Here is a 15,233-nt window from a genome sequence, read left to right as displayed (position 1 = left end):
ATTAGTCAAGGGTAAATTAAGTTAGTATTTGGTTCTGAAGCAGGTCTGTTTGTAGGTAAATATTTGACGAAGTTAGAATGTCTATTTTATCAATACTATTTAGAATAATTATACTCAATGACATAATTAAAGACTTGGTTAGAAAATGTTTTTAAAATAAGCACATTATATATTGTAATTATTTTGTAAAAAGTATAATTTTATAATATTTTTCAATTTTTATTGTAAATATATCATTTAGAAGTATAATGCATAAAAATGGAAACCAGAAAAAAGTTAATTCAGAATAATATTCAAAAAATAACCAATAGAATTGCGGTTGCAGCTGAAAAATCTTCACGCTCACCGCAGGAAGTTAAATTGGTTGCAGTCACAAAAAATGTTGCATTACAAGACATTCGATTTGCAATTGATTCCGGAATACAAAATATTGGTGAGAATAAGATCCAAGAAGCAAAAAAGAAGTTTGCACAACTTGGTCCTGCCATTACCTGGCACATGATTGGCCACCTACAGACCAATAAAGCCAGATCGGCTGCTGCGATTTTTGATATGGTTCAATCACTGGATTCCAAACGTATTGCTGATGCACTTGATCGGTCTGCGCGGCAGTTGGATAGGGAAATCAGCGTTTTAGTTGAAGTTAATATTGGCGCAGAGGAGCAGAAATTCGGGATAGAAATTCAAGAGGTTCGTGAGCTGATACACTATGTCGCTCAAAAAAAAAATTTGCTGCTTAAAGGGCTGATGGCCATGGCACCTTATGTTTATGATGCGGAGTTGATCCGTCCGTTTTTCAGGCAAATGTCGCATTTGTTCGGAAATTATAAACTGGAAATCGGTGAGCACTGGAAGTGGCTTTCCATGGGAATGACGCATGATTTTGAGGTCGCGATAGAAGAAGGATCCAATATGGTTCGGGTGGGGACAGGTATTTTCCATACGCCGGAGTTAAGAGGCCAGGGGTGATTCAACAGACGATTGGATTTATCGGTGCGGGCAATATGGCGGAAGCGATTATACGCGGTCTGTTGGAAACGAAAAGCTGCATGCCGGATCAGATTATTGTGACCGATATCAATGAAATCCGTTTGGCGCATATGGTGAAGACCCACAGGATCCGGTCAGCGCCTGATCCTAAAACCATGCTGGCCGATTGCACTGGCCTGGTTTTGGCTGTAAAACCGCAGCAAATAGAAAATTTGTTATCTGAAATCAAAGATGAAGTGACACCTGCGGCACACACGGTGATTAGTATTGCGGCAGGAATTCCAACCACCTATATCGAGAAATTGATCGGTGGCATGATTAAGGTGGTGCGGGTCATGCCGAATACACCGGCACGTTTTCTGGCAGGCGCTGCGGCATTTTGTCTGGGACAGCATGCGACAGAGACGGATGAAATACTTGCACTGGAAATTTTTGAATCGATTGGAATTGCCGTCAAAATAGAGGAACCGTTGATGGATGCCGTCACCGCACTTTCCGGTTCGGGACCTGCATATGTGTTTAAAATGTGTGAAATGATGATCGCTGCCGGAAAAACAATGGGACTCCCTGCTGCGGAAGCTGAACTCCTTTCTGTTCAGACACTATTTGGTGCTGCCAGGATGTTGAAAGAAAGCGGGCAGTCTGCCGCTGAATTACGTGAAGCAGTTACCTCAAAAGGCGGGACCACTCAGGCGGCCTTGACACGTTTGGCTGAAGATGGGTTTTCTGAAATTTTTACCCAGGCATTGTTGGCGGCGAAAATGCGGAGTCGTGAATTACAACCCAAAACGAGCGGGGACTAGGACGTGGCACAGTTACTAATAACCATGGGTTCAATATTTAATTTTATGGGTTCCGTTTGGATTGGTCTGATTCTTTTGGATATTATACTTTGTTGGATCGTTGCGAAGAATAAGCAGCGTGGTTTGATATTGATTTGGATTTCCAAACTGGCGCTTCCGCCGGTGAATCTTGTGCGGCGCACTGTACCGACAGTATACCGGGAAATGGATTTTGCTCCCTGGTTAACCGTGTTTTTTCTTGTCCTGATTAAGACGTTTATTTTTAGGGCGCTGATTTACTGGGGTATGCTGCACCGACCACCGGTTGGTTAAGCAATGGCCTGGGAAGTCAAGCAGCAGGGTCAGGCAGTTACATTTGAAGTCAAGGTGCAGCCGGGGGCGAAAAAAACGGAAATAACCGGACTTTGGGAGTCGGCGCTTAAATTGAAGATTGCCGCAAAACCGGAAGACGGTGCCGCCAACCGGGAATGTATTCATTATTTATCGCGGTGTCTGGGCGTATCGAAACAAGCGGTTTCGATTATTCGGGGTGAATTTGCGCGACTGAAGGTTGTTCGTGTTTTGGGTATTACGAAAGAAACGGTGATGCAATTGATGCGTAAATAGCAGAACAAAATAGAGGAGGGGTTATGCAGCTGTATTCTCAAATTCAGGAAGCGGTGAAAACGGTTCGCGCCGTCACGAAGACCAAACCTGAAATTGCGATTATCCTTGGAACCGGTTTGGGCGCGCTTGCCAAAGACATCAAGCAAGCGAAGAAAATTCCTTATTCTAAAATACCGCATTTTCCATTATCGACTGTTGAGAGTCACGAAGGTATGTTGATCATGGGTAAATTAATGGGGAAAAATGTTGTGGTCATGCAAGGGCGGTTTCATCGCTACGAAGGGTATGATTTTAAACAAATAACGTTTCCGGTTCGTGTGATGAAGGCTTTGGGGGCAAAAACGCTTTTTGTATTTTCCGCCTGTGGCGGCATCAACCGTGATTATTATCCTGGAGATTTGGCATTGTTGACAGATCACATTAATTTAATGGGTGAAACACCGTTGGTAGGACCCAACGATGATCGGTTGGGCCCGCGGTTTCCGGATTTATTTAATGCGTATGATGCTGAATTGCGGAAAGTGGCTGTTCGGGTGGCAACCGGGCTCAAAATGCCGATTCATTGCGCGGTCTATGCTGCAATGACCGGTCCCAACTTGGAAACAGTTGCTGAATATCGCTTTCTTCAAGTGATCGGTGCGGATTGTATCGGTATGTCAACGGTCCCGGAAGTCATTGTGGCACGTCATGCCGGTATGAAAGTCATGGGGATAGCAGTGGTCACGGATCGCTGTGTTCCTGATCAGGTAGGACCCGCGAATATTCGAGAAATTATACGGGCGGCCATGACAGCTGAACCTAAATTAACCAGATTGGTCAAGAAAATTATTCACCAACTTTAATCGTCGAGGAGGAACTGAATGCTTAAAGCAATTGAATGGAAACAGCATAAGCTTCTAGCAGTTGACCAGAGCAAATTACCCGGAAAGATTGTGAAAATACAGTGCAAAAATCCGGCACAAATTGTCGAGATGATCCGGGAACGCAAGATTCAGGGCAGCAACGCCATCGGCGTTTTGGCTGCGTTTGCCGTTTATTTAGGGGTGAAACTGCCACCCCTGGTTAAAACCTATGAAAAGTTGATCCAACAGATTGAGAAAATTTGTTCTCAGATCACCAAAGCGCAGCCGACCTCGATGAGTATTCAGTGGGCATTGGATCGGATGAAACGCTGTGCGAAAAGTAATCGTGATCATAAACTGGTGACGCTGCGGGAGATTCTTCTGCGGGAAGCGATTGCGATTTTGCGTGAAGATGAAAAAGCAACGGAGGCGATTGTCGAACTGGGTGTGGATATGATTCGTGATGGTGATACCATTTTGGTGTTCGGCAATACGGGGTCCCTTTCTTCGGCCGGCAGAGGAACAGCTTTGGGCATGGTGATTGCAGCCGCATCGAAGCGGGAGGATATTCATGTGCTGGTCTGTGAAACACGCCCGCTTCTGCTGGGAGCACGGCAAGCGGCGTTGGAATTGAAACAAGCCAGAGTATCGTTTCAGCTCATTACGGACAATATGGCCGCACATCTCATGAAGACGGGTATGATTGATATTGTTGTGGCAGGTGCTGAGCGAATCTCTATGAATGGCGATGTTGCAGCAGAAATTGGCACCTATGGATTGGCCATGCTGGCATATCATCATAGTATTTCATTTTATGTGGCAGCGACGGTCTCGAATTTTGATCGCAATTTATTCTCGGGTGAAATGATCCCGAGTGAAGAACGTAAACCCGGAGAAATTCTTATGGTGAACGGGAAGCCGATTACACTACCCGGTGTTAAAGCGATTTACCCGGCAACGGATGTTACCTCTCAGAAATATGTGAGTGCTATTATTACGGAATTGGGAATAATTCGGGCTCCCTATGATCAAAATTTGAGGAATTTATTTTCTAATTTGGGATAAAAATTTTCAGGGTTTTCGGAATGTTGTCCATGGCGGCTTTAGCGTGCCGGCGCGACACAATGGGCAGCCTGCCCGGCGTATTTGTCCGGCGCACCGTGTTCGGCGAATGACGGATAAGCCTATGGATTTTTATCGCGTTTTTACTTGATGAGGTGATTGTCAATTATTTCTGGAAATTGCATCAGGAGTATGTGGTGACTGCTGGATTTACGATGCGGCTTCACCATCCCGCATAAGTGAACAAAATCCTTGTTATTTCAGCATTTTCAGCCGGGACGCGGCGACGACTTGCCCCTATGCAAGATGGAACGCTGATTGCAGCAGCGACTGAAAAATGCATAAAAATACGTTAAAACATAATTTTTGCATATTTAAGTTAAACTCCGGCGGGGATGCGTTTTTTTTCGCTCTGCGCAGGCCTTTTCTATTATTGCTCGATTTATCCAAATTTACTGAAAATACCGTAAATTATTACGAAATCGAGCAAAATATTTTGTGAGCGGCGGGCCTTTCGCGAGCTGCAAAAACACATCCCCCGGAGTTCGAATATCGCGTTAGGGAAAGCTGCAAAAATCGAATCATAAAAAAACAATTTTTCCTTGTGTTTATTTGTTTTTTTGATACAATGCCCGGACGTGCTTCTAAAAGCATGATTCCTTGATTTTTTATAATTTGCATACGTTTTTACTATTTAGAATAGTCGGAGAGGAGGGAGTCTAGTGGGTTGTGGCAAAAAACGTCATTTGAAGAAAATTAAAACACATAAACGTAAAAAACATCGTCGGAAATACCGTCATTTGAAAAAGAAATAATCAGCGATGAAATGCGTTTTTTGGATAACTCCAAAGGCTCATGGCCGAATTGTTCTATGTGGCCGGCATTTTCATTACAAAACACAAGCCTGGAGGGATTTTGTGCGCCTGTTAAAGGCGTTAATGATTACTTTAATTTTATTAATCATGGCGATGCCAGTTGCAGCGACGCGCGATCCGAATACTATTTCGGGACGGTTGAGTGCGCGTTCGACAGGAATTGCCGGTTCCAGTGTTGCTATTCCCGGTACAAGTGAGTCGGTATTTTCAAATCCGGCAGCACTTGTTCAGGTTGGGTGGCCTGAATTGGCAATCGGATTTGGCAACCAAGATTTGGGTGATCAACGCCAATATTATCTTAGCGGATCAATCCCGGTTATTACCGGTTTGGTAACCGGGATTGGTTTTACTGCCATTCATTTCCCATTACGTTCAGTTGTTGATGACCGTTCGTTACTGGTTTCGCTTGCTTTTCCATTGTCGCGGAACGGACAGTTACTGCTGGGTGTGACCGGGAAATATTTACGTCACACGATTTTCGCGTTTGGTATGCCGGCTGAGGGCGGCGGCTTGGATTTAGGACTGCTCTATAATGTTTTCGATGATCCTGATGGAAAATCACTACAAATCGGTCTGGCACTTCTCGATGCGCAAACCACGCTTAAATTCGACCAGGAAGACATTATGCTTCCCAGTTTGTTTCGCGCGGGGGGGTATTACGCTCCATCTTCAGAACTTGCCTTTACACTTACCTTTGAAAACCAGAACAGTTCCAATCGTTATTTTGAGTCATTTCAGGTGTTGCGCGTTGGCATAGAAAATCGTTTTTCCCTTGTCGGCGGTGTAGGTCTTACCGGACGATTGGGTTATATACAACGATTTGATGAAAAAGGTTTGATAACAGCGGGCGTGGGCACGGATTTTTTTGATTGGCGAATTGACTACGCTTTTCAGCTCCCGGTGGTGCTGCACGATGCCTATCATGTAATTAGTTTATCCTGGGGTTTTGATAAAGAACAGAAAAAATCAATGCGGACGAAAAAGCGGACGAAATTTTTAGCGGATGAAAAAGGGAAACCGGAGAAAAAAAAAGATGACTTGTTTAGTGCTTTGGAAAGTGCGGCCGAACTGGAAGACGCATTTGCGGTGGCCAAAGAGGAAAAACCGGTAGCAACAAAAAAAACGGAATTGGTCTACGCGGCGACTGTGGTGGAAGAAGATGACGAAGAGGATGATTATACCTATCAGCTTCCTGTGCCGGTGGGCCCGGCAGGGCAGATGAATGCTTCCCTTGGTGTTGCGCCTGAAATGCCGGCCTCTTTTTCCGGGCGGTTTTCCGGTCGGCGGAGTGCGGGCGGGTTTAATATCCAGCAGCAAGATTTACGTTTGCATGTGGTGGTGAACCCGTTTTCTCCGAACAACGATGGGCGGCAGGACAGGACGATTTTTGTTGGACGCTTGGTGACCGATCAGCTGCGCGTCGCGCGATGGATTTTGACGCTTAGTCGTTCGGGTGAGGTTGTTCGCTATTTTAAAGGGGGAACGCGGCTGCCAAGAAATTTAGAATGGGATGGTAGGGATAGAAACGGTAAACGTTTGTCTGATGGAAAATATAGAGCTGTTTTGCGCGTGATGGACCAACATAATATGGAATTGGCGGCAGCATCGCAAGACGTTGAAATTCGCACGAAAGCAAAATCTTTTTCGCTTGAAAGCCCTGGTGATCGGATGTTGGCCGGTAAGAAAAATGAAAAGCCCCTGGTTTTTAGGTTTCCTAAAATTCCGGGGAGTAGTGATTGGAAATTCAGCATTCTCAATCCGTCAGGAAAACGCGTATTCCGAAAAAGCGGAAACGGTGCGCTTCCCGAGTCGGTGAAATGGGTTCCCACTCGAAAAAGCGTGGCTGCAGCCGGGACATACACCGGCAAAATAGTGTTTAGCGATGATGTGGGCATGCGATCCAAGGCGAGTACTACTTTTCAGATTCGCTATGCTAAATTCGGGGTATCGCTGTCGGCTGAACCGAAATTATTTAAACCACAAGCAAAACAGGGTGAAGGCGTTCGATTTGCAATCGCCGTGAATGGGAAAATGAAAATTCGGAGTTGGCGGTTGGCGGTTTTTGAAAAATCCGAAAATGGAAAAATAAAGGAATTTCAAGGCAAGGGGATACCGCCGGCGGAAATTCTATGGGATGGATTGCAGGCGGATGGCAAATCGGTTCAAGGCGGTGGTGTTTATTTTGGTCGCGTGACTGTTGTGTCTGCTTTGGGAACGCGGACGGTTTCAGAAAGTTCGGAATTGCAGTGCGATGTTGGCGCCTATTCCGGACAGAAAGCACTTTCGATTAATTTGGTGCGTGTGCGTTTTAAAAAAGGTGATGCGGTTTTGGATGAGAAAGCCAAAAGTGTTTTGGCAAATGCTGCGAGTACTTTGAATAAGTATCCAACTGATTACTTATTACGTGTGCATGGTTATTGTAGTCGTAAAGAGGCGGCCGGCAGTGAAATGGTTCTGTCACGTAACCGGGCAGAGACGGTCGCTGCGTTTCTTGCGCAGTTGGCGGCGATACCTGCCGGGAAAATTCAGGTTATTGGCCGGGGGAGCGTGGATCCGATTGCGAAAGGTAACACAGCTGCAGATGCCAGGAAAAATCAGCGGGTTGAAGTTGTTTTATATGCGAAATAATTTTTTGGAAGGCAGTCGCCGGATGATGAGAGAGAAGTGGTTAACCCTTGCTGTGGCAATGGTTGTTTGTGTGGGTTGTGCGCAAATTTCTAAAAAGAGTCTTCCGCCTTTACTTCAACTGACATTCACCAAGTCAACCATTGAACCGGGGCACGCGATGAAGGTGATTATAAAATCAGATCAAATTGTCCAAGCGGAACTGCAAACACAGGGACAGACAATAAGGATGGAACCTCTTCTCGGAGGTGATGGGTTGATCCAGGAGACTTTTATCAGTATGCCACTCGATACCATTCCGGATGCTTATTCAGTGACACTGACCGCGATTGATCAAAGGGGGATTGTTTTTAAGAAGTATTATTCATATCGTGTGGTTGCGCGGTCACCTTTTAAGGTTTCAAGATTATGGATAAAAAATTTTGGAAAGTATAATTTTTCTTCAGAATCGGCAATCATGCGGCATGCCAGGGAAGCGATTCCGCTGGAGAAGAGGTTTGGGACGGTGTCTGGGTTTTTATGGCCCGTACGCGGGAGAATATCTGAAGTTTTTGGCGTAAAACGAATTTACAATGGCGGAAAAAATACTTGGTACCATGGGGGCATCGATATTGCGGCACCCGGCGGGACAGTTATTGTTGCACCTGCTGACGGCATTGTTTTATTGACCCGGCAGTTTGAAGCGCATGGTAATACAACCCTTATTTATCATGGTTTTGGCCTCGTGACAACTTATTTGCATCAAAAAGAAATATTGGTCCATGAGGGACAGACCGTGATACAAGGGGAAAAAATAGGGAAAGTCGGGACAACCGGCTCTTCGACCGGGAATCATCTTCACTTTCAAATTAATATACATCATGTGAAAGCAGATCCGTTTGATTTTCTTCCTGGGAAATAATTAGTCGATCCTGAAAAAGTCAAAATAGAACTCATTTCCTGATGAAGTTTGGTCAAACGATTGAGCAAGTACGCTGCCGGGATTCGGATGATACGATGATACCTCGCCCTCGTTGACCACCTTTTTAGTATCTATCCTCATCCCCATTCCGTATTTTGTCCTTTGGCAGTTCACGCGATCAATCGTTTGACCAGACGATGGCGTTTTCATACGGTTGCGGCCTGTGCGCATTGTAGGGGACTTCTGATAATTTACGGGGACATGGAAATAACAGCCTACAGTGACCTGCTAGGAGTTAAATAAGTCTATCAGGCCAATACCCCTGCAGCATATTCGTTCAACAATACACACAGGTTTGCTTTACAGGAAATTTTTGCTTTTTTACTTATTTGTTTGCAAATTATAACATTCCCTTCTTGCTGTTTCTTCAATAGTCGCAGTGTTTTTTATGTTTTTCAGGATCGACTATTAAACCGTTTAAGAAAAATCCTATTGTGTGCATAGTAATCACTTAATAATCCAACACTGTTTTTTAGAATAAAGGGAACCGGGTGCCTCTCTGTTTGGTCTAATTGTAGAATAGACAGCGTGGTTATTGGTTTTATTACTCTTCATACTTATATATAGTGATGTGGAGATAAAATTTAATCAAAAGCGATATATAAGTATCTAATAAATTATAATATAATTACAATAATATTTGATGCTTTGATTTGCAATTTTGTTAATATGTGCTATAATTATACAGGTGAGAGAAAATAGACTAAATTAAAAACAATTAAAAGAAAGAAGGGAGTTGCTTGAGTATGAAACTATGGCGGTTTAATTTTTCTGTAGGTGCAGTGATAATAGTTTTAGCCTCTCTTGTGCTTTCTAGTTGCGGGAAAAACGTTGTGGGCCCATCGGCCCCGGAAGCCCTTACCCAACAAACCCTACAAAATCAAGCGCTCACAGAAACTGATGCGGTTGAAGTTGTTCCCGAATTAGGTGAGGATGTTTCTGAGGACCAGTGTCGTGGGAAGAAATGGTCCAAATATAAATACCGTCACTATCTTCGTAAATTTCATTATGGATTTGTCAGGTGGATGAGTGTCAAGATTGTAAAAAACTGGTTTGCGGATCCTAATTTAACCCGGGCATATAAAAAAATGACCAGGACGCGTCTTTTTTATATTGTCACTTTCCGGTGTGGTGTAGGACCGATGCTTTTTCTTGAAAGTTTGAAAATTGTGGCGGAAACCTGGTATCCGGGGGTGGGAACAAATCCTAAAAACTGTAATCCTGAAATCACTTTGATGCCATATCAATGGAATTTATGGCGGGGATTTTATGGTGATCGCCAACTTGGCTGGGGTAATGGTAATGGTTATCATATTGAATCCCTGACAGAGGATTTAGACAACGTTATTTTGCAGACATCGGGTGTTGGTGAAGGGGGCCAAAACCTTTTCATGAATGAAGCACCCATTATTGACTTCACATGGCATTATTTTTATTATCCCCAAGTACCCACAGGGACAAATGTTCCAAAACAGATTCGGGTACGGATGATGAATGAACATTGGAATCATAAGTTCCGGATTCATGATAATTCCTATATTGAAATCAATAATGAAAGAATCAAAGTTGATGATGTGTGGTTTTCAACACTGGATAAAAGTGCTGTTTGTAAAGTGATTTCGGAGGGTCTGGATTTACTGGATATGGATCTTTCCTTTGATGCGACGGGCGCCGGCGGCGGGACAGTGGATGTCAAAAATTGGCGTGGCCGTATTAATCATTATGTGTTTGTTGTGTACAGCAATGGCCACGGTTATTATACGAAAAATGGTGGACGCAGACGGCGTTTTTGATTTTAAGTTTGCATCCGCAAGATTGCACGGCCCGGAATTATTTTAATTCCGGGCCGTGTTTTTTATTCACTGTAAATAAAGCCAATCATTTGATAAAATTGTATGGCTTGAATAATCATACTACTGTAGCGGAGTAAATACGAGATAGGCAGATGGATATGAATTGCCAACAATTATCGAGGTCTTTCATGCATAAGCACCTTGTCACGCTGATATTATTGGTGTTGGTTGTTTTTTTGCCGGAATGGGTATTGGCGGATCCTGCCAGTGATAAAAATTTTCTTTCTACACTTAGCGGGAAAGCTTTGGCTTTGGATACCCATCGCAGCCTTTTATATGTTGGGATCAACACGGGTGCCAACAACCTCAGGACATTGCAATTGGATGCGCAAGGGGACACAACAACAACCTGGGCGGCATCAAGTATCGGATCGAATACGGTGGTACTCGGATTGGATGCACAGCGGAACCGGCTTTATTCAGCGAATAATATCATCGGTGCATCTAATGAAATAAATATCATAACCCTCAATAATACGGATGGGACCATTTCCTCGGGGGTAGGTTACAACACATCCAATTCACCTGCTTTATGTCTGGCGCTGGATGCGCAACGCAATCGTTTGTATGTCGGGTTGGCAGATACGACCAACGGTTTGGTCGTCGTGACGTTGGACCCTAGCGGGAATTTTTCCAGTTCTGCATTGGTAACCACCAACCGGGCGGTGCATGCACTGGCAATTGATGCAGCACGTAACAAACTCTATTGCGGGTATACATCCGGGGATGTCGGGACCTGTGATCTTGATGTCAATGGTGATATAAGTGTCATCAACACACCCAGAACCATCGGCAGCAATAATGTTACTTCCATGGCATTAAATACGTTTGACAATACACTCCATGTTGTTGAATCGCCGGACAACAATCTTTATACATTTTCACTTGAGGACAACGGAGCGGGTGATCCGGGAGAATTGCTCGCTTCTCCAAATACTTTTTTTGTCGGGACGACCACATATTGTCTGACATTGGATGCCACGCGTGGACGGTTATATATGGGCACCCATAGCGGGTCTGCTGATTTAAGATGGGTTGATCTGGACGGCAGTGCGATTCCGACAGGGAGTGTTTCAACATTTTCCGGGTCCAATCTTGAAGCCATTGTCCTTGATGCCGAACGTCAGAGGCTGTACAGTATCACATCTTTTAATAGTCTGTATTACCAACTTACCGACCCTTCGATGCCCGCGTTTTTGATTGACCATGGCGTAACCACGACCGGTTCGGTCAACGTGGAGCTGCATTGGAGTCTTCCGAATGCGCACTATATTCGCGTAGAATCATCCTCTGATTTAGTGAGTTACAATTTCCCGGACTTGGCAACTCCCAATATGAATTTTGATCAATGGTATTCTACCGGGAGCGAGCGTTGGAGTAATGACGGCAGCAACCGCGCCAACACACTTACAGTGAACGCAGTTTTGACAGCCGGTGATGGCGCGAAGACGGTGCGGATTTGGTTCGCAGAGGACGCAGGAGCTTCCAATGGTTGTAGCGTCAGTCACTTTGAAGAAAGGGTCATCACCTTAAGCAGTGGCGGCACAGCGACGTTTACACCTACGATTTCACCTTCATCGACGTTTACGCCGACCCAAACACCGACTTATACTGCAACCCTGAGTCACACACCCAGCGTAACTCCTTCACATACGCCTACGCTGAGCAGAACACCCACGATAACGATGAGTCCGACACTGACGCCAACCGGGACAGCCACAGAGACAGAGACACCGACGCATACTGAGACAGCGACATCGACGGTTTCACCCACCCCTTCTGACACACCTGACGCAACCAGAACCCCGACCCCCACAGTATCTTTGACAGATACGCCCACCGGGACAGCGACCATAACACCAAGCGGGACACAGACCTCGACCATAACGATAACAGTGACAGAGACGCCCACAGAGACGCATACGCCGGTTGTCAGTGCAACACCCAGTGCGACACTCACCGCAACCCTGACGATAACGCTTACGAACACACACAGTCCGACGATTACAGCGACGCCCTCAATTACACAGACACTACCGCCGACCCATACGCCTACACCGGCAGCAGTCTTTTATTTGGATAAAAATAAATTTATTCCCGCCCGCGAAGTATTGACGATCAAGGTGGGGACGCTGGGAGCGGGTACCCAGGCGATAAGTATTTATACGTTGAATGGGAAACGAGTATGGTATCAAGATGTCGCAATGACCCGGGGCGGGTATCACTATGTGCAATGGGACGGCCGCAACCGGCAGGGAGAAAATGTGGCGGCGGGCGTCTATTTTATTGTTCATGAAAATGATGGAAAACGGACTATTCGAAAAGTGCTGGTGATCCGATGATTGAGAAATGGTGGTTATCATTGCGGCGCGGAGTATGGGTGGGCTGCTTTTTATTTTTGATGACGGCGGTTAATGGGATGGCCGGAGAAGGAACCGCAGGATCGGAATTCCTCAATCTGGTTCCAGGTGCCCGTTCGGCAGGAATGGCTGATTGTTTTCATGCTGCGGGAGACGATGCGGAGTCCTTGTTTGCTAATCCGGCAGGCATACTGGGATTAATCAACCCGCAAATCGGTGCCAGTCATATGGCTTGGTGGGAAGGTATTATTTACGATGCACTTTGGGGTGTTCAGCCATTGGGGAAAGCCGGTTCTTTCGGGTTGGCACTTGCATTGTTTAACGTATTGCCGTTTGACAGCACAGAAGACGGCTCCCAGGGGACAGAACAGGCCAGAAGTTTTTTAGCAACAGTCGGTTATGCCTATCCAGTGGATCGTTCTTTGGCGCTGGGAGGGCAAATAAAGGTTTCGCAGACACAACTCTCAGATGTTTCTTCCTGGAGTCTTGCGCTGGATGCAGGCGTACAACATGCATGGCTCAATGACCAGCTTATTATGGCTGCATCGATACAAAATATTGGATTTCAATCCGCTTTTTTGGAGAGTAGCGATGACCTGCCGGTGAATTTTATTGCGAGCGCGGCATATCAATTCTGGCCGGATGATCCTTATCGTTTATTAGTGACCACGGATGTAAAAATGCCTTTTCAAAGCAGTCCAACCTTTGCGGCGGGGGCGGAAGCTTGGTTGGAAAATTTGATTGCACTGCGTGCCGGATTGAAAACCAATCGGGATGCCGGTGATTGGTTGACGGTGGGTGCTGGAATGAAGTGGCGAAATATACATGTGGATTATGCTTTAACACCTTTAGGCGTTTTGGGAACAACCCACCGGGTTTCGCTTGTTTATGATTTTGGAAGTCAACGCCGTCTCGCCAGACCCCGGCTTTCTGTTGCCATTGTCACCAAACAATTTATTTATCCGGACGGTGAAGCGGGATATTCGGTGCATTTTATTCCTGCGGCGCATGTGGCTGCCGGGATTACAAGATGGGAATTAATCATTAGAAATAAGTCAGGACGGATGATTAAGGAATTTTCCGGAACAAAAATGATGGCACTGGAAATTGTCTGGGATGGTCTGGATGCGTTGGGTAAGCGGACGGATGCGGAAACGACATTTTATTATCAGATGAGCATACTGGATCGGCAGGGGTATCGGGCGGATGTCACAGGGGAAATTCTGCCGATTTCCATTACAAAACTACCCAAGTTAAAAGCAATGCCGCGGGATATTTTTGCAGGTCAGGTCTCGTTTAATCCTAAAAATGTTAAAAACATGCAGGAATGGTCTGTGAATATCGTTGGCGCAGACGGGCGCATTCTGAAAAAATATGGAGGCAAGGGGGCCATTCCCAAAGATTTTTCCTGGGACGGAACAGATGAGAATAATCATCAAGTTGCCGTCAAAACCGGGTACCACTTCATTCTGAAGATTCGGGACAAACAAAATAATGAGATGCTCAGTAAAGCGTCTCTTGTGGTGATTGATGCAGGGACGAAAGCCTATGTGCAATCCGGTGAGCCGCTCCCGGAGGAGATTCCTTTTCATTTTGAGCCTACTGACCTCAAGGTGAAACGCTGGGTGTTTGATATCGTTGATCGGAAAACAAAAAAAGTCATCCGATCTTACGAGGGTACGTCGCCTTTGCCGGATGATTTGATTTGGGATGCCAAGGATGAAAAAGGAAGACGGGTACGGTCGGACTGTACGTACAGCTATGTGTTGCGTATGCAGGATCAGATTGGTAATGTTTGGCAGCAGGCGGCTGACATAAAAAGAACCGATGTAATCATCCTTGAGAAAGATTCGGCGGGTATTCGTTTAAAAGTTGAACAAATTCTTTTTGATTTTAACCAAGCGGAATTAAAACCGAGCATGTTTATGAAATTGCGAAAAATTTCTGATTTTGTAAATGGAAATCCTGAAGCCGACATGAGAATTTATATCGAAGGTCATACCGATGAAGTCGGAACAGAAGCTTACAATATGGAGTTATCGATAAAGCGTGCCAATATGGTCATGCGGTATCTTGTGGAAGATGAAAAACTGCCGTCTTCCATTATGGAAATGAAGGGGTATGGAAAAACCAAACCGTATGCACAGGGAGCTGTGTCGGGGCGGCAGGCGCAAAATCGGCGTGTGGAAATTACATTGGTGATACAAGAAAAATGATTGGATTTTTTTTCTTGCAGGTTTATCCTGCCGGAAGGTA

At 45.2% G+C, this 15,233-nt stretch carries 11 protein-coding genes; all 11 read left to right on the top strand.

Annotation, left to right across the window (positions count from 1 at the left end; genetic code table 11):
• The first annotated feature begins 258 nt into the window (after window positions 1–258).
• Complete coding sequence (locus tag K8S19_03035) at window positions 259–969, top strand: YggS family pyridoxal phosphate-dependent enzyme (protein MCD4812650.1); 711 nt, start codon at window positions 259–261, stop codon at window positions 967–969.
• Complete coding sequence (gene proC / locus K8S19_03030) at window positions 966–1,793, top strand: pyrroline-5-carboxylate reductase (GenBank protein MCD4812649.1); 828 nt, start codon at window positions 966–968, stop codon at window positions 1,791–1,793. Before K8S19_03035 ends, proC begins: the two co-directional genes overlap by 4 nt.
• 3 nt (window positions 1,794–1,796) lie before the next feature.
• Window positions 1,797–2,105, top strand: coding sequence for a YggT family protein (locus tag K8S19_03025; GenBank protein MCD4812648.1), 309 nt, complete (start codon window positions 1,797–1,799; stop codon window positions 2,103–2,105).
• A gap of 3 nt (window positions 2,106–2,108) precedes the next feature.
• On the top strand, window positions 2,109–2,399 hold the full coding sequence (locus K8S19_03020) for a DUF167 domain-containing protein (protein ID MCD4812647.1): 291 nt from the start codon (window positions 2,109–2,111) through the stop codon (window positions 2,397–2,399).
• Between the two features lie 23 nt (window positions 2,400–2,422).
• A complete protein-coding gene (locus K8S19_03015) occupies window positions 2,423–3,241 on the top strand; it encodes a purine-nucleoside phosphorylase (GenBank protein ID MCD4812646.1) in 819 nt (272 codons plus the stop codon).
• An 18-nt stretch (window positions 3,242–3,259) separates the two neighbouring features.
• Complete coding sequence (gene mtnA, locus K8S19_03010) at window positions 3,260–4,306, top strand: S-methyl-5-thioribose-1-phosphate isomerase (protein ID MCD4812645.1); 1,047 nt, start codon at window positions 3,260–3,262, stop codon at window positions 4,304–4,306.
• 914 nt (window positions 4,307–5,220) lie between these two features.
• On the top strand, window positions 5,221–7,806 hold the full coding sequence (locus K8S19_03005) for an OmpA family protein (GenBank protein MCD4812644.1): 2,586 nt from the start codon (window positions 5,221–5,223) through the stop codon (window positions 7,804–7,806).
• Window positions 7,796–8,704 carry a M23 family metallopeptidase gene (locus tag K8S19_03000; protein ID MCD4812643.1) on the top strand — a complete coding sequence of 303 codons (909 nt, stop codon included), beginning with the start codon at window positions 7,796–7,798 and terminating at the stop codon, window positions 8,702–8,704. Before K8S19_03005 ends, K8S19_03000 begins: the two co-directional genes overlap by 11 nt.
• A gap of 893 nt (window positions 8,705–9,597) precedes the next feature.
• Window positions 9,598–10,557 (top strand): hypothetical protein, encoded by a 960-nt coding sequence (locus K8S19_02995; protein ID MCD4812642.1) that lies wholly within the window; start codon window positions 9,598–9,600, stop codon window positions 10,555–10,557.
• A 188-nt stretch (window positions 10,558–10,745) separates the two neighbouring features.
• Window positions 10,746–12,959 carry a hypothetical protein gene (locus K8S19_02990; protein MCD4812641.1) on the top strand — a complete coding sequence of 738 codons (2,214 nt, stop codon included), beginning with the start codon at window positions 10,746–10,748 and terminating at the stop codon, window positions 12,957–12,959.
• Window positions 12,956–15,193: a PorV/PorQ family protein gene (locus tag K8S19_02985; GenBank protein ID MCD4812640.1), complete on the top strand. Its 2,238-nt coding sequence runs from the start codon at window positions 12,956–12,958 to the stop codon at window positions 15,191–15,193. The genes K8S19_02990 and K8S19_02985 overlap by 4 nt, the downstream gene beginning before the upstream one ends.
• Window positions 15,194–15,233 lie beyond the last annotated feature (40 nt).

The organism is bacterium (genome assembly GCA_021108215.1).
Lineage (GTDB): Bacteria > Oederibacteriota > JAAXVQ01 > JAAXVQ01 > JAUVAV01 > JAIORK01.
Note: the sequence above shows the minus strand (reverse complement) of the source record. Positions and strands in the feature narration are given on the sequence as shown.